Below are 14,343 nucleotides of genomic sequence, written 5' to 3' on the forward strand. Positions count from 1 at the left end.
GCGGGGTGGGGGCGAGGTGGCCTAACCTCAAGCTGCACCACTAGCCGGTTCCCTCCTGCGAGAAATGTACGTACATTCACGGTAGGAGATGACCGGACATTTGGCAACTGGGAGGAACCGGGTGAACGTGCGCAGGCTCGACCGGGCCGGTGGAGATCCGTTGTGGAAGCAACTGCAGGAGGATCTGGTACGGCGGCTGCGCTCCGGGGAGTTCGATGACGCGTTCCCGGGCGAGCTCGCGCTGGTCGAGGAGTACGGGGTCAGCCGGCACACCGTCCGCCAGGCACTCGGGCAGCTCCGCACCGACGGGCTGATCGTCGCGGAGCGCGGTCGGCAGCCGCGGGTCGCGACCGCACCGGAGATCCGGCAGCCGATGGGCGCGCTGTACAGCCTGTTCTCCTCCGTCGAGGAATCCGGCCTGCCGCAGCACAGCGTCGTCCGGGCACTCGACCTCCGCGCGGACGGCGTGGTCGCCGCCCGCCTCGACCTCGAAGGGTCGATCCCCCTGCTCTACCTCGAACGCCTCCGGTACGCCGGTGACGAGCCGCTCGCCCTCGACCGCGTCTGGCTGCCCGCCGCCCTCGCGGAGCCGCTGCTGGCCGCGGACTTCACCCACACCAGCCTCTACAACGAGCTCGCCGAACGCACCGGCATCAACCTCGACCACGGGCGTGAGGACATCCGCGCGATGAACCCGAGCCCGGCCGAGCGCGCGCTCCTGCACTGCCCTCCCGACGCCGCGGTCTTCTCGATCATCCGCCAGGGCACCGCGCAGAACCGTCCGGTCGAGTGGCGGCACACGATCGTCCGCGGCGACCGCTTCGCCCTCTCCGCCGAGTTCTCCGCCAACACCGGCTACCGCCTCACCCCAGCGACCACCGCCCTGGCCCAAGCCTGGTAGCCGGACGCCCAGGCCATCACGCGCCGAGTTCCGCGTGGAACGGGTCGTCGGCCGGCAGCCAGCACGCGCGGGGATCGAACTCCACCTTCACGTCCCGCGTCAACGCCTCGACGGTCGCGAGTACGGCGGAACGCATCTCGTCCTGTCGTGACACCAGCGCCCACGTCCACAACGGGATCGGATCGACAACCGTCCGGCGGGCGAAGTCGCGCGGTAGCGGGGTCGCGTCCCGTTTCGGCGAGCTGACGACCGGGCGTCCCAGGCGGCGTACATGTTCGTAGAAGGCAGGACCGGTGATGCCGTGGTCGTCGATGCGGACCACTGACGCTCCGGTGGCGCGGGCGAACTCCACCGCGTAGATGTTCCACGAGGCCCATGCTTCGGTGTCCGCGTCGACCAGCACGACCGTGTCGCGCGCCCGCACGGGCGAATCGTCACCGATCGAGAACGCGAACAAGCGGTCCGCACCCAGCAACGAGCCGGTCAGTTCCTGCTCGGCCAGGTCGGTCGCGCGCACCCAGCAGATCGCCAGGTCGATGCTCCCGTCCGCGACCCGCCCGGCCTGGGTGTGCGACGGCATCACCCAGGCATCCACGAGCAGTTGCGCGACCCCGGACACCCGCTCCGCCAGATCCGCCGGCCGCCAACTGACGTAGCCCAACCGCACCGGCTCACTCGCCGCGAACCCCCGAGCGGTACGTCGCAACGTGTCGGCCTGCTCGAGCAATGCTCGCGTCTGCGGGAGCAACGTCTCGCCGAAGGCGGTTAACCGGACGGTCCGGCGATCGCGTTCGAACAGCCGTACGCCGAGATCGCGCTCGAGCGACTTGATCTGTTGCGACAACGACGGCCCGGCGATGTGTAACCGGGCCGCGGCCCGCCCGAAGTTCAGTTCCTCGGCGACCGCCACGAAGTACCGCAACTGTCGCAGCTCCACGCCTGCAGCGTAGTAGGCCGCGCCTCTCAGCTGGGAGCAAACCGGTCGTGGAAAAGCGCCCATGGTTCGACAACGATCGAAGTACATCCACTCGAGAAAGCGAACCTCATGAACAACAACAAAGTTGCCGTGATCACCGGAGCGTCCCAGGGCATCGGCGCCGGGCTCGTCACGGCGTACCGCAAACTCGGCTACGCCGTCGTCGCGAACTCGCGCACGATCGCGCGCTCCGACGACCCCGAGGTGCTGGCCGTGCCCGGCGACCTCTCCGAGCCGGGCGTAGGCGCCCGGGTGATCGATCAGGGCCTCGACACCTTCGGCCGGATCGACACGCTGGTCAACAACGCGGGCGTCTTCGTCGCGAAGCCGTTCACCGAGTACACCGACGAGGACTACGACCTGACCACCGGCCTGAACCTGCGCGGCTTCTTCGACATCACCCGCCCTGCGATCGCGGCGATGCTCGAGAACCCCGAGGGCGGCCACGTGGTCAGCATCACCACCACCTTCGCGGACCGCGGCTTCAGCAGCGTTCCGGCCGTCCTGGCCGCGCTGACCAAGGGCGGCCTGAACTCCGCCACCAAGTCACTCGCCACCGAGTACGCCGCACGCAACATCCGCGTCAACGCGGTCGCACCAGGTGTCATCCGTACGCCGATGCACCCTGAAGAAACGCACGAGTTCCTCGCCGCGCTGCACCCGGTCGGCCGGCTGGGCGAGATCGAGGAGATCGTCGACGCGGTCACGTACCTGGAGAGCGCGAAGTTCGTGACCGGAGAGGTGCTGCACGTGGACGGCGGCCAGCAGGCTGGTCACTGACGTGAAGCACTGGCGCCTGGCGGGTCAAGGTGCGGCGGCGTTGGCCGGCGGGATGGGCATCGGCCGGTTCGCGTACACGCCGATCCTGCCGATGATGCACACCCAGGCCGGCCTGTCACCGCGACTCGGCGCAGCCCTCGCGACGGCCAACTACACCGGCTACCTCGCCGGTGCGTTGGCGGCGGTGGTCGCGCCGCGGATCCTCCACTCCCGCTGGGCGCTCCGGCTGTCGCTACTGATCCTCGCCGCGACGCTCGCGCTGATGCCACTGAGCCGGAGCGGTTCGCTCTGGCTGGGGTTACGCCTGATCGCGGGAATCGCGAGCGCCTTAGTGTTCGTGATCGCGGTCAACGCCGTACTCCCCCGGCTGCACAGCCACCACGTCGGCTGGACCTTCGGCGGTGTCGGCGGCGGCATCGCGCTCTCGGGCACAGTCCTGGTCGGCGGAGACTGGCGTACGGCGTGGTGGATCACGGCCGTGCTGACGATCGCGTGCACGCTCCCGGCCTGGTACCTGACCGGATCGCCGACACAGCCGACCACTGAGCGCGGGACCCGGTCACGCGACTTCACCGCGCTTCTCACCAGCTACACCTTGGAAGGGATCGGCTACATCATCGCCGGTACGTTCCTTGTGGCCGCGATCAACGAAAACGCCTCCGGGCCGGTCGGCAACGGCGCCTGGATCGTCGTCGGCATCGCCGCCGTACCGTCGACCGCGCTCTGGGCTCACCTGAGCCGCCGCTGGTCAAGGGCGACCCTTCTCCTGGCTGCGTTGATGCTCCAGGCAGTCGGTATCGCACTGCCGACGGTCGTCCACGGGGTCGCTGCCGCGCTGATCTCCGCCGCCCTCTTCGGCGCCACGTTCCTCGGTGTCGCCAACCTCGCGATCGCGATCGGCACCGAACTCCATGTGCCGCACGCGGTCGCCATCCTCACCACCGGCTACAGCCTCGGCCAGATCGTCGGGCCGCTGGCGGTCGGACCCCTACTACACAACGGATATCACCAGGCGCTCCTGGTGAGCGCCGGCGTCGTGGCCCTCGCCGCGGCCGCCGCGCTCCTGGTCCGCCATCCCTCTAGGAGCCTCACATGAACGACATCCTCACCAACGTCCTGGACCAGTGGAAGTCAGGCATCGACGACCACGATCCCGAACGCGTCGCGGCCCTCTTCACGAAGGACGCCATCTTCCAGGGCCTGCATCCGTACGGCGTCGGTCGCGACACCGTCACGGACTACTACGAGTCACAGCCTCTCGGACTCTCACCGCAGTACCGGAGCTTGGAGACGCGAGAGCTGAGCGACGACCTGCTGCTCGGATACCTGACGGTCGACTTCACGTTCACCGACCGGCCCACTCTGACCGTCAATCTCAGCGTGCTGCTCCGGCGGACGGACGATGGTTGGCTGATTGCGCACTACCAGGTGTCGCGGTTGTAGATACTGGCTGGATGAGTGTCGAAGAGCTGCGGTTGGTTGTGACGGTTGACGACTACGACGCCGCGGTGGCGTTCTACCGGGACGCGCTCGGGCTGCCCGAGCGCGAGTCCTACACGACAGGGGATGCTCAGGTGATGATCCTCGAGGCCGGTCGGGCGACGCTCGAGATCGCGAATACCGCGCAGGCCGAGTACATCGACGAGGTCGAGGTCGGGCGGCGGGTCGCCGGCAAGTTCCGGGTCGCGCTCGAGGTCTCCGACTCGGCGGAGACAACGACGCGGCTGGCCGACGCCGGCGCTCAAGTGATCGCCGACCCGGTCCGTACGCCGTGGAACTCGCTGAACGCCCGCCTCGAAACTCCGGGCGGCATCCAACTCACGTTGTTCACCGAGCTTGACCTCAAGTGAACTGGAAGTGTTGAGGTAGCGGGCATGTGGAACATCGACGACCTGGACCTGGATGCCTACCTCGCCCGGATCGGCCACGAGCGGGTGCGACCGTCGGCCGACGCGTTGCGGAGCCTGCATCGGGCGCATGTGCTGGCGATCCCGTTCGAGAACATCGACGTGGTCCTCGGCACGCATCCCGGGATCGGTCTCGACGCGATCCAGGCCAAGCTGGTCGGACGGCAGCGCGGCGGGTACTGCTACGAGCACGCGCTATTGTTCGGCGCCGCACTCGAGCAGCTCGGGTTCGACGTCGTACGGCGGGTCGCCCGGGTCCAGCCGCACAAGGCCGGACCGCGGACGCACGCGCTGCTCAAGGTGGGCGTCGACGGGCAGGAGTTCCTGGCCGACGTGGGATTCGGGGCCGGCCAGCTGTACCCGACCCCGTTGAAGGACGGCGCCGTCGTCGACCAGGCCGGCTGGGACCATCGCCTCACCCTCGACGGCGACCTGTGGACACTGTCGAAGCAGACCGCGGACGGATGGGTCCCCCAGCACGCCTCGAACGACGAGCCGGTCCGCCCGATCGACTACGAGGTCTACCACCACTACGTCTCGACCCACCCGAAGTCCCCGTTCACCGGCCGCCCCGTGGTGATGCGAGTCGCCGACGGCGTCGTACGCCGCCTGGTCGGCGACACCCTCACCACCGAACACGCCAACGGCCGCACCATAGAACGCCCCGTCCCGCCGGCCGACCTCCCCGACGTACTGGCATCCCTCGACGTAACCCTCAGCGAAGAAGAAGTCGACCGCCTTCGCCTCGTCTGACGCGTTAAACCCACGCGTACTAGGCAGCAGTCGTCAGGTGGGTGGTTCCGGGTGGCCCGTCAGGCCGAGCCGGACCGCTTCGGCGGCGGCTTGGACACGGCTCTGTACGCCTAGCTTCTCGAGAATGTGCGTGACGTGCACGCTGGCAGTCTTGGGGCTCATGTAGAGCGTCGCGCCGATCTCACGATTTGTCCGCCCAGCCGCAACCAAGGCAAGGACCTGCCGCTCACGCTCGGTCAACGGTGACTGTGGATCTGCGGTGGCGCCGCGGTGCTCGTGGTGCTCGGTCGCAGAGTCGTCGAGATGGATCCGGGCGATCTTCGCCAGCGCCTGGATTCGGCTGAGCAGCGGTGCCGCGCCGAGTTGGCCGGCGATCCGTCGCGCCGTTTCCAGCTCGCCGGTCGCGCGTCCTCGGGCTCCGGGTTGCCTACGCTGGGCCAGCAGCGCCTCGGCTGCCCTCAGTCGGGCTTGCGCCTCCCAATACGGCCGGCCGAGTGCCGCCCATTCCTGCGCGGCGGTGAGCCACGCCGCCGGGTCCGGCGTGCCGCGGATCCTGGATCGTTCACCGTCGACACTCGCAGCCAGCGCGGCAGCCTCGACCCCGGATACAGCGCGCGGTAGGAGCGTCAAGAGTCGATCGAAGCCGTCGGGCGACTGTGCCGCGACCGCTGCCTCGAGACCGACGCACAGCAGCGAGCCGGACACCAGTTCGTCTTCGGTGTCGTGGCTGAGCTCGGCGGCGTCGAGCACAAGGGCCAGGGCCTCGCGCGGGCGGTGCTGGACCAGGCGTAGTTGGGCCGTGATCTGTGCGTAATCGCTCTTGTCCTGGGGTTGATCATCGACCGCGAACACCTCTTGTCCGCGCATCAGTTCGACGGCCTTCTGGAGGTTCCCGCGCGCAAGATGTATCAGCGCGAGCTGGGAGTCCTTGAAGGCCGGTCCAGACGGGGGCCGACCCTTGTCCTCTCTGTTCAGCGCTTCATCCCACCGACCGGCGAGATAGAGGTTGTAGACGGCGTTGCTCTCGAGGAGGCCCTCAATCCAATGCTCGTTCACCATCAAGTGGCGTAGCTCGGCCTGGATGGTGTCCGCGACCGCCACGGCCTGGGCGGAGTCGTTGCGCAATCCGTGCACATAGGTCAGGATCATCGCCGCCATGGCCAGATCCTCGGGTTCGGCAACGTCGCGAGCGATCTTGAGCGCTGCCAGCACCTCTGCGAACGCCTCGTCGAGCCGGCCCTCATTGGCGGCGACCGCTCCAAGCATCGCCCGAGCCTGCCCGATCGTCCGGGTGTCGCCGGCTCTGGTTGCGTGCTCCAGCGCCGCCTGTGCTGCCTCGGCGGTCTCCGCCGTGTGCGCGTAGCCGTTCAGCATCGTCCCGTGCGATATGGCGACCTGGCCGAGCAGTCGATCGTCTTCGACTGGCACCAGACGCCGTGCTCGCTCCAGGTCCGCCATCGCGCCGGCGAGGTCGTCGCCCAGTGCGCGCAGCCTGCCACGCATCAGCAACGCCTCGAGCGTGCCCACCTCGGCGTCGGATTCATGCACCGCTGCCTCGAGCAAGGCGAGAGCCTCGGCGTGCCGGCCGGCGCCGCCCAGCAGGGACGCCGCCCGCTCGGCGAGCACGAGGCGCTGCGGCACCCGGTCATCGGCCAGGTCCGACGGCCTCCACAACGACGACGCAACGGCGAACCAGTGCCCGGCCTCCGCGAACGCGTACTCCTTCTCGGCGGCACGGGCCGCCATCAGAGCCCAACTGAACGCAGCATCTCGTTCGCTCGCGCGGTGATACTGCTCAGCGACCTCGGCGAGCTCCGATGCTGTCGTCTCGCTGCCGATCCGGTCCGCCAAATGCTTCGCGAGTCGCGCATGCAGGTCGCGGCGTTCCGAAGACAGCAACTGGTCGTAGGCGACCTCGGCGATCACCGGGTGCCGCGCGGCGCAGCCGACCTCCGAGTCGCGGATCACCAGACCGGAGTCACACGCCTCTCGGACGGCGTCGGCGGCAGAGTCAGCCACCGCCAGCAGGTCATCGTCATCGAGAGCGCGAGCCAATGAGCCAGTGGCCGCGACGACTGCACGGGCCGTCGGCGAGAGTGCCTGCAGACGCGCGAGCAGCAGCTGGCGCAACGAAGCCGGGACCGTCAGGTCACCGCGGACGAGTTCGACGTTCAGGTATGGGTTGCCTATGCTGCGCCCGTAAACGGTAGCGACCGTCTCCGCCGTGCAGTCGGGTTGGAGAGCGCGCAATTGCTGCAACGTCTCCTGCTCGGTCAGCCGGCGAAGCGGCAGATCGACGAGCCCCGGGGTTCGAAGCACTTCCCCCAGCCAGGTCAGGCGGTCGGGTTCGACTGTCTCGTCGCGCCATGTCAGCAGGACCAGCAACCGTCGCTCGGGCAGGTTACGCGTCAAATGGGCAAGGAAGTCGAGCGTCGACCAATCCGCCCAGTGAACGTCCTCGACCAGCAGAACCGTGCCCTGTGCCACGTCCCCGTCGAGCACTCCGGCGAGGGTCTGCACCGACCATGCTCGGGCCGCAGCAGCCGACGGGAACTGGCTGGATGCTGCCGACTGGCTCAGCGCAGCCGTCACCGCGGCGCCGAGGCCGCTATAAGCGGTCGCACCGGACATCGGCGCGCAGGCGCCGCGAAAGATTCGCACACCGCTACCAGATTGCTCGTCCAGAACTGTCCGGACGAGCAGGGTCTTACCGATGCCCGCCTCACCCCGAACCACCACGGCTGCTGAGCGCTCCGCCAGATCAGCGATCAATCGTCGCAGTACCGGAGCCTCGTCCCCGCGTCCGACCATCAAGTCGGCCATACACACCATCATGCGCTGCGATTGTCATGCATCCATAGAGGTCCTACCCCGCAATCGCGCCATCGGCTTGTCTCCCAGTCGCGAGAAGACCACGCAGAGCAGCCCTGGTCGACACAGAGACCGCAACTAAGGCACTAGCGCTCCAAGTAGCGGCGATATAAGGCGACCGACGGCCGATCTGAGCGCGGGTACCCGATGCCGGCGGCACTCCTTGTCCCGGACAGTCATTGGCATGTCCAACTAACGAAGGAGCCGAATCCAATGTCCACCAAGACCATCAGCAGACTCGCCGCCATCGCCGCAACCATCGGCATCGCCGGCATCCCGCTGACCATCACCGCGCCGGCCAACGCCATCACCAAACCCGAACCCGGTGTGACTGCGAATGTCCAGCCACCATCGACCCGCACCGCAGACAGCGGCTTCAATCTGGACCTGGCGCAGATCGGCGCCGGAACACTCGGCGGGATCGCCATCACCGGAGCCGGACTCGCCGCCGTCGGTCGCCTGCGCCGCCACAAAGCCACTCTGTAACCCGATCAGCGTGAAGGCTCTCTACCGTGGGGTTTCGGTGCGGAAGGATTCTCCTAGTTCGGGGCCTAGGCCGTAGTAGTGGCGGAAGTTGTAGATGAGGGGCGACCAGGCGGCTGGGTCGACGTGTGATGTTCCTGGTACGACGATCTCCTCGGCGGCGTGCACTCGGACAACTCGGGCTTGCGCGATCAGGAAGCTGCCTTTGGCATCTAGTTCTGAGTGGACGACTGTGGCCTCGAACTGGAGTGGGCATTCGGCGACTCGGGGTGGTGTGACGAGGTCGGAGGGGACGGGGGTCAGGCCGGAGGCGGTGAACTTGGCGCGTTCGTGGCGGAAGCGGTCCTGTTTGTGCGAAGGGACCGGGTCGGCCGCGGTCAACGGGGCCAGGCGTTCGACGGCATCCCACTGATCGGGCGACGGGTAGTTGATCACCACTTCCGGCCTCGCACGCAGGTTGACCGCAGTCTGTCCCGAAGCACCGACCCCCAAGACCACAACGTCACCGAGTGCCCAGGCCGACGACATCGGCGCCAGGTTGACACTCTCGTCTTCATTCACGGTCGAGAGCAGCGCAACCGGCGTACCGACGTACAGGATGGAAGGTTCGATCGTCAGGTGAGTCACGGGAACCGACGCTAGACACGGGACCGTTCGGTGGGGGCCTAACTGTGGGGGCGGGATGATGGGGGTATGACGGCCGAGGGTGAGGAGTTGGCGGGGTGGGCTCGGATGCTGGCCGATGGGACTCGGGCGACGGTGTGTTTGGCGTTGCTCGACGGGCGGGCGTGGACTGCTAGTGAGCTGGCCAGGCTGGCGAAGGTGTCCCGGCCGACGATCAGTGAACACCTGAATCAGCTGGTCAGCGGCGGGTTGCTGACCGAGGTGCGGCAGGGGCGGCACCGGTACGTGAAGCTCGCCGGACCGGATACGGCCGAGTTGCTGGAAGGGCTTGCCGCGTTGACGCCGCGGCGTACCGAGGTGGCGAACAGTCTGGCTGCGGTGAGCAAGCGGGACGCGTTCGCGCGGGCGCGGACGTGCTACGACCATCTGGCCGGCAAGCTCGGAGTCGCGCTCGCCGACGCGATGACCGAGCGCGGTCTGATCGACTGGTCGGACGGGATCGCGTTGACGGCGGAAGGCCAAGCCTGGTTGGAAGATCTCGGCATCGAGCTCGAGGTACGCCGTGGCCGGCCGGCCCTCCGGTCGTGTCTGGACGTGACCGAACGCCGCCCGCATCTCGCCGGCGCGGTCGGGGCGGCGTTGTGCAAGCACGCACTGCGACACGACTGGGTGACGCACATCCCGGGCGGTCGCGCGTTGAAGGTGACCGGTTCGGTTCAAGCGTTCGGTTTGCCTGTGAGAGTTGTCAAAGAATTGCAGCCCGGCCCGCGTGAAACATAGAAGTAACACGCGTCCGGGAGGCGCTCGACTCCGAAACCCCCTAGCCTTCGGCCATGACTGAGTTCGAGCCCGGCACCGATCTGGTGTCCCGACTCCCTCTGCCCAGCCATGTTGTCGTCCTCGCGGATGGCAAGTGGCGTCGCGGCTGGCTGATCGGCCGCGACCACGAGGAATCGGGATGGACCGCTCTGGTGCAGTACGAGGGCGACGACGGCACCGAGCGAACGGAACGCCTACCGGCGGACCGGATCGCTCTCCCGGAGTCGAACGGCCCGACTGAGAAAGCGTCCTAGGGAGGGAACGCAGTGCGAAGGCCCCCGGGGTGATGAGTCACCGGGGGCCTTCGTTCGTAACGCTGCTCGGGCGCCTCAGAAGCATCGAGAACCCCGCCCCAGACCCTTCGGGCGGTCGGCCTGGGACGGGATCCTCAGTGGCGTTACACAGGGTGTATCGCTGGTGACGGCCCGAGTGTTACAGATTCGCCTGATTTTTCTTGCAGCCGCATCACGACGTACGGCGGCCCCGGTGCACGTCCCTGAACACCGGGGCCTGGATCGGCGGCCTCTCGAGCGACCACCGCTCTTGCCTTCCTGGTGCCCCGACGGACCGCGGTCATGCGTGCTCAGAAACGAACAGCCAGTAATACGCGGCCGGATTCCGAGCTGCGGATGTCCAGGGCCTTGATCTCACTGCGCTGCAGCTTGGTAGTTGCCGCCGGCTTCACAGTCGTTCCGGGCGAGGATGTCCAGCTGGCGATCAGCTCGACCTTTCCGGACGTGTCCGTGACGTACAGCTCGTATCCGCGGGCCCGTTCGCTCGGCGTCGCGAGTTCGTCGTACCGGCAGCTGATCTCGATCGTCGTACCCCACGGCTCCGGCACCAGCCGGGCGTCCGCGGACAGCTTGCTGGAGACGGTCTGGGACAGTACGACGTAGTCACCCTTCGGCTCGTTGTTGGTCAGCGGGACGATGATCACCGCTCCGATGACCGCGGCGGCGACGGCGATCGCGGTCGTGAGCGCGCCGAACCGGATCCGTTGCCGGCGCCGGTCGCGCTGGACATTCCGGACCAGACCAGGCAGCAGATTCGGCGGATCCGCCGTGATGGTGGCCAGCGCCCGCTCGGCCGGCAAGGCGGCCAGCACTCCGGGGATCCCTGCCAGGGACGCGACCCCGGCCGAGCACTCCTCACAGGTGTGCAGATGCTCCTCGTACGCGCGCCGGTCCTTCGCCGACAACGCACCGACCAGATAGGCCGCGTCCCACTCCCGGTACGGGTGGCTCACTGGCTCGTCACCCCCTTCTCCTGCAGCGCGAGCTTCAACGCTCGCAGCCCGTAGTGCAGCCGCGACTTCACGGTGCCCGACGGGATGTCCAACTCCTCGGCGATGTCGGTGACCGTACGGCGTCCGTAGTACGCACGAACGATCACCTGCCGATGTTCCTCCGACAGCTGAGCCAGCGACTCGGCCACCAGCCACGCATCCAGTACGGCGTTCGCGTGGTCGGCGCTCGGGTTCTCCGGGAGGTCGTCGCTGGCGACCTCCCGGCTGACCCGGGCGCTGCGCCGGTCGTCGATGACGAGGTTGCGCGCCACCGTGAACAGCCACGCCCGGGCGCCCGCCTCGTCCTCGGCCAGGATGTTCGGCCGCCGCCAGGCCCGGAGCAGGGTCTCCTGGACGACGTCCTCTGCCAGCCGGTCGTCGCCGGTCAACCGGACGACGAACCGCCACAGCGCAGGAGCATGCACATCGTGCAGCTCACGCAGCAGCGTCGCCCGGTCGTCGGCCATCGGCGCTCCTGCTCTGTGGGACTGCGGGTCTGACATCAGGTCATTTGGTCGCTGCGGCTGCCTGCGCTGATGCCTTCGCTGCCCGCTGCACCGACCAGGCGCCGTTCCCCAGGAAGGCGATCAGCAGGAAGGCGAAGCAGAACAGGGCCGCCTTCTCGCCACCATTCTGCACGGGCAACAAAGCACCCGCCTGGTGCACGCTGAAATACGCGTAGGCCATCGATCCCGAGCACAGCAGCGCGGCGTACCGGGTGCCGAGCCCGATCATCACCAGCGCGCCGCCGACGGTCTGGATCAACGCCGCCCACCAGGACGGCCAGACGAACGCGCCGACCTGCTCGGTCCCGAGGACGCCGAACAGCGCGGCCGCGCCGTGGGTGGCGAACAGGAACCCGACGACGATCCGGAAGACGCCGGTCACTTCTTTCTGAAAACGCTCAAGCACCTGCACAGGGCCTCACTCCTCGCGGTGTGGATGGGTCTTGTGCCTGGTTCGAACGATTGAGTGCTCTACTTGGTTCAACGCTGCGTGATTTGAAGATCACACTCCGAATCGGTTGCCTTTCGGGTGGCGAATTGGTACCCGCGGGCGGCGACGGTCAGGCCGGCGCCCCAGACGACGTACGCCGGGACCGCGACCCAGAAGAAGCTCTGCGGGAGGCCGACATCGTCGTACGCGGGCTGACCCTGGACCACGTTCACGATCATCTGGAGCAGGCCGACCGTGAAGTACGCCGTGATGCCGGCGCCGATCGTGTAGCCGGGGAGCAGCAGGAGCCAGCGCGGGAAGTACCGGCCGATGCGGTGCACGAGGAGGAACGGGAGGACGGTTCCCGCGAGGACGAAGCCGCCTTCGAAGAGGACGATCGACAGGTTGCCGCCGTACGGGACCTGCTCGAAACCGACGACTGCCTGCGCCCCTAGCCTGGTCAGGCATCCGACGGCCGCGAGGCACGCGCCCGCGGTCGAGACCCACGGCGGCCAGGGCTTGGCCTCGGGCTGATGGGATTTGGCGAGGCTGCCGAGGAGTACGGCGCCGGCGACCGCGCCGAGTCGGCTGAGCATCCCGGGTACATCGTGCGGGATGCCGAGCCCGGGCAGAACGGTGGCGACCAGGTCGAGCAGGATGAAGCCGGCCGCGGCGAGCCAGCCCGCGGCGAGCGCCCAGAGCAGCCGCGGCCGGATACGGATCATGGCGAGGGCAGTCACCAGGCAGCCGATCACCGACACCCAGTTCGGGATCAGCAGGTCGTCACCCGGCAGCTTCCACTCGGGTGCGTGGCCGGTCGCGAACCAGATCCGCAGACCGCCGTACGCTACCGCCCACACCACGACCGCTCGCCTCATACGGCCAGTCTGTTGAGCCCTGGCCGCGCTCGGATCACCCGCGCGAGGGATCGGCCTCCACCGTCAGCGTGAAGCGTGGAACTGCTGCAGGATGCGGAGGAAGGTCTTGCGGTCGGCCGGCGCGAGCGTGGCCAGGACCTGCTCCTCCTGCGCCTGGATCTCCTTGCGGACGGCACGGCGTACCCGGCGGCCCAGGGGTGTGATCGAGAGCAGGCGAACGCGACGGTCCGCGGGGTCCGGGGTGCGCTCGATCAGGCCGGCCTTCTGGAGTTCGTCGAGGGTGCCGATGATGCGGGACTTGTCCGCACCGATCGCCTCGGCCAGCGCGGCCTGGGTGCGAACCGGCGTGTCGTCGAGCGCGGTGAGCACCGAGTAGCCCCACATCGAGACGTCGTGCGCGGCGAGCACGGGCAGTTCGAGCGCGATCAGTTCCCGCACCAGCGGATACAGCATCGCCGCGAGGTCGGGGCGCTCGGTTGCCATGCCCGAAAAGGTAGCACTGGCGCAATCATATGCTGTCGCTTACGATATGCGTATGCCTACTATTGATTACGTTCAGCTCGACGCCGAGGCCGTCCGGACCAGCATCGAGCTCGTCTCGACCGCGACCACTGACGACCTGTCCAGGCCGACCCCGTGCCGGGCCTGGACCCTCTACGGTCTGCTCGCCCACATGGCCACCCAGCACTACGGCTTCGCGGCTGCCTCTCGCGGCGAGTCCGACCCCGTGATCTGGAAGGTCCGCGATCTCGGCGACGACCCGGTGAAGGCGTACGTCGAATCGGCCGAGCACGTCCTGGACGCGTTCGCGCAGCCGGGGGTCGTGGACCGGACGTTCACGCTCGCCGAGTTCGGCCCGGACGCCGCGTTCCCCGGTGGCCAGGCGCTCAGCTTCCATTTCATCGACTACGTGGTGCACAGCTGGGACGTCGCGAAGTCCCTCGGTACGACGGTGACCTTCACCCCCGCCACCCTCGAGGCGGCGCAGGTCGTGGCCCAGGTCGTGCCCACCGGCGATGTCCGCGTCGCCCCGGGTACGCCGTTCGCACCCGACGTACCGTGGTCCGGCGAAGACACCCTCGACCGCATCGTCGCCCACCTCGGCCGCAACCCCGCCTGGCCGAACTGAG

General features: G+C 68.0%; 18 protein-coding genes. 10 read left to right on the top strand and 8 right to left on the bottom strand.

Annotated features, from left to right (window positions below; all coding sequences use genetic code 11):
• Positions 1-121: 121 nt before the first annotated feature.
• A complete protein-coding gene (locus tag E0H45_RS34595) occupies positions 122-901 on the top strand; it encodes a GntR family transcriptional regulator (RefSeq protein WP_202872653.1) in 780 nt (259 codons plus the stop codon).
• A gap of 16 nt (positions 902-917) precedes the next feature.
• Here E0H45_RS34595 and E0H45_RS43720 read toward each other — a convergent pair whose 3' ends face one another.
• Positions 918-1,838, bottom strand: a complete 921-nt coding sequence (locus tag E0H45_RS43720; RefSeq protein WP_131345272.1) for a LysR family transcriptional regulator — start codon at positions 1,836-1,838, stop codon at positions 918-920.
• Between the two features lie 108 nt (positions 1,839-1,946).
• Here E0H45_RS43720 and E0H45_RS34605 point away from each other — a divergent pair, with 108 nt between their 5' ends.
• From E0H45_RS34605 to E0H45_RS34625, 5 genes are read left to right on the top strand one after another with little or no spacing between them, the layout of a single operon-like run.
• Positions 1,947-2,657 carry an SDR family NAD(P)-dependent oxidoreductase gene (locus E0H45_RS34605; protein WP_131345274.1) on the top strand — a complete coding sequence of 237 codons (711 nt, stop codon included), beginning with the start codon at positions 1,947-1,949 and terminating at the stop codon, positions 2,655-2,657.
• A 1-nt stretch (position 2,658) separates the two neighbouring features.
• Positions 2,659-3,753 carry a YbfB/YjiJ family MFS transporter gene (locus E0H45_RS34610; RefSeq protein WP_202872654.1) on the top strand — a complete coding sequence of 365 codons (1,095 nt, stop codon included), beginning with the start codon at positions 2,659-2,661 and terminating at the stop codon, positions 3,751-3,753.
• Positions 3,750-4,100: an SgcJ/EcaC family oxidoreductase gene (locus E0H45_RS34615; protein WP_131345276.1), complete on the top strand. Its 351-nt coding sequence runs from the start codon at positions 3,750-3,752 to the stop codon at positions 4,098-4,100. The genes E0H45_RS34610 and E0H45_RS34615 overlap by 4 nt, the downstream gene beginning before the upstream one ends.
• A gap of 11 nt (positions 4,101-4,111) precedes the next feature.
• Positions 4,112-4,507: a VOC family protein gene (locus E0H45_RS34620; protein WP_131345278.1), complete on the top strand. Its 396-nt coding sequence runs from the start codon at positions 4,112-4,114 to the stop codon at positions 4,505-4,507.
• Positions 4,508-4,531: 24 nt separating this feature from the next.
• The gene (locus tag E0H45_RS34625; RefSeq protein WP_131345280.1) at positions 4,532-5,317 is read left to right on the top strand and encodes an arylamine N-acetyltransferase family protein; all 786 of its coding nucleotides are present in this window, start codon (positions 4,532-4,534) and stop codon (positions 5,315-5,317) included.
• 33 nt (positions 5,318-5,350) lie between these two features.
• Here the strand turns inward: E0H45_RS34625 and E0H45_RS34630 are convergent, their stop codons facing one another.
• Positions 5,351-8,140, bottom strand: coding sequence for a helix-turn-helix transcriptional regulator (locus E0H45_RS34630; RefSeq protein ID WP_165546688.1), 2,790 nt, complete (start codon positions 8,138-8,140; stop codon positions 5,351-5,353).
• Between the two features lie 261 nt (positions 8,141-8,401).
• Here E0H45_RS34630 and E0H45_RS34635 point away from each other — a divergent pair, with 261 nt between their 5' ends.
• Complete coding sequence (locus E0H45_RS34635) at positions 8,402-8,674, top strand: hypothetical protein (protein ID WP_131345284.1); 273 nt, start codon at positions 8,402-8,404, stop codon at positions 8,672-8,674.
• Positions 8,675-8,695: 21 nt separating this feature from the next.
• On the opposite strand, the gene E0H45_RS34640 is transcribed toward E0H45_RS34635, so the two are convergent.
• Positions 8,696-9,298 (bottom strand): flavin reductase family protein, encoded by a 603-nt coding sequence (locus tag E0H45_RS34640; RefSeq protein ID WP_131345286.1) that lies wholly within the window; start codon positions 9,296-9,298, stop codon positions 8,696-8,698.
• A gap of 66 nt (positions 9,299-9,364) precedes the next feature.
• On the opposite strand from E0H45_RS34640, the gene E0H45_RS34645 reads away from it, so the two are divergent.
• Together E0H45_RS34645 and E0H45_RS34650 are read left to right on the top strand one after the other, a co-directional pair.
• The gene (locus E0H45_RS34645) at positions 9,365-10,075 is read left to right on the top strand and encodes a helix-turn-helix domain-containing protein (protein ID WP_131345288.1); all 711 of its coding nucleotides are present in this window, start codon (positions 9,365-9,367) and stop codon (positions 10,073-10,075) included.
• Between the two features lie 53 nt (positions 10,076-10,128).
• Complete coding sequence (locus E0H45_RS34650) at positions 10,129-10,368, top strand: hypothetical protein (protein ID WP_131345290.1); 240 nt, start codon at positions 10,129-10,131, stop codon at positions 10,366-10,368.
• Between the two features lie 329 nt (positions 10,369-10,697).
• Here E0H45_RS34650 and E0H45_RS34655 read toward each other — a convergent pair whose 3' ends face one another.
• The 5 genes from E0H45_RS34655 to E0H45_RS34675 form a co-directional block, all read right to left on the bottom strand.
• Positions 10,698-11,360 (bottom strand): anti-sigma factor family protein, encoded by a 663-nt coding sequence (locus E0H45_RS34655; RefSeq protein WP_131345292.1) that lies wholly within the window; start codon positions 11,358-11,360, stop codon positions 10,698-10,700.
• Positions 11,357-11,866, bottom strand: coding sequence for a sigma-70 family RNA polymerase sigma factor (locus E0H45_RS34660; protein ID WP_130388757.1), 510 nt, complete (start codon positions 11,864-11,866; stop codon positions 11,357-11,359). The genes E0H45_RS34655 and E0H45_RS34660 overlap by 4 nt, the downstream gene beginning before the upstream one ends.
• Positions 11,867-11,906: 40 nt before the next feature.
• Positions 11,907-12,317, bottom strand: coding sequence for a DoxX family protein (locus E0H45_RS34665; protein ID WP_131345294.1), 411 nt, complete (start codon positions 12,315-12,317; stop codon positions 11,907-11,909).
• Between the two features lie 68 nt (positions 12,318-12,385).
• A complete protein-coding gene (locus tag E0H45_RS34670; protein WP_131345296.1) occupies positions 12,386-13,213 on the bottom strand; it encodes a hypothetical protein in 828 nt (275 codons plus the stop codon).
• 63 nt (positions 13,214-13,276) lie between these two features.
• Positions 13,277-13,696, bottom strand: coding sequence for a MarR family winged helix-turn-helix transcriptional regulator (locus E0H45_RS34675; protein WP_131345298.1), 420 nt, complete (start codon positions 13,694-13,696; stop codon positions 13,277-13,279).
• A gap of 52 nt (positions 13,697-13,748) precedes the next feature.
• Between E0H45_RS34675 and E0H45_RS34680 the strand changes: the two genes are divergently transcribed.
• Positions 13,749-14,342: a TIGR03086 family metal-binding protein gene (locus tag E0H45_RS34680; RefSeq protein ID WP_238155515.1), complete on the top strand. Its 594-nt coding sequence runs from the start codon at positions 13,749-13,751 to the stop codon at positions 14,340-14,342.
• Position 14,343 lies beyond the last annotated feature (1 nt).

Origin of the sequence: Kribbella soli (assembly GCF_004331345.1) — a bacterium.
Taxonomy (GTDB): domain Bacteria; phylum Actinomycetota; class Actinomycetes; order Propionibacteriales; family Kribbellaceae; genus Kribbella; species Kribbella soli.

Excerpts from the sequence above, each read along its gene's own strand:
- E0H45_RS34605 (WP_131345274.1), top strand. The coding sequence starts at position 1,947 with ATGAACAACAACAAAGTTGCCGTGATCACCGGAGCGTCCCAGGGCATC.
- E0H45_RS34615 (WP_131345276.1), top strand. The coding sequence starts at position 3,750 with ATGAACGACATCCTCACCAACGTCCTGGACCAGTGGAAGTCAGGCATC.
- E0H45_RS34620 (WP_131345278.1), top strand. The coding sequence starts at position 4,112 with ATGAGTGTCGAAGAGCTGCGGTTGGTTGTGACGGTTGACGACTACGAC.
- E0H45_RS34625 (WP_131345280.1), top strand. The coding sequence starts at position 4,532 with ATGTGGAACATCGACGACCTGGACCTGGATGCCTACCTCGCCCGGATC.
- E0H45_RS34630 (WP_165546688.1), bottom strand. The coding sequence starts at position 8,140 with ATGGCCGACTTGATGGTCGGACGCGGGGACGAGGCTCCGGTACTGCGA.
- E0H45_RS34635 (WP_131345284.1), top strand. The coding sequence starts at position 8,402 with ATGTCCACCAAGACCATCAGCAGACTCGCCGCCATCGCCGCAACCATC.
- E0H45_RS34645 (WP_131345288.1), top strand. The coding sequence starts at position 9,365 with ATGACGGCCGAGGGTGAGGAGTTGGCGGGGTGGGCTCGGATGCTGGCC.
- E0H45_RS34650 (WP_131345290.1), top strand. The coding sequence starts at position 10,129 with ATGACTGAGTTCGAGCCCGGCACCGATCTGGTGTCCCGACTCCCTCTG.
- E0H45_RS34660 (WP_130388757.1), bottom strand. The coding sequence starts at position 11,866 with ATGGCCGACGACCGGGCGACGCTGCTGCGTGAGCTGCACGATGTGCAT.
- E0H45_RS34670 (WP_131345296.1), bottom strand. The coding sequence starts at position 13,213 with ATGAGGCGAGCGGTCGTGGTGTGGGCGGTAGCGTACGGCGGTCTGCGG.
- E0H45_RS34675 (WP_131345298.1), bottom strand. The coding sequence starts at position 13,696 with ATGGCAACCGAGCGCCCCGACCTCGCGGCGATGCTGTATCCGCTGGTG.
- E0H45_RS34680 (WP_238155515.1), top strand. The coding sequence starts at position 13,749 with ATGCCTACTATTGATTACGTTCAGCTCGACGCCGAGGCCGTCCGGACC.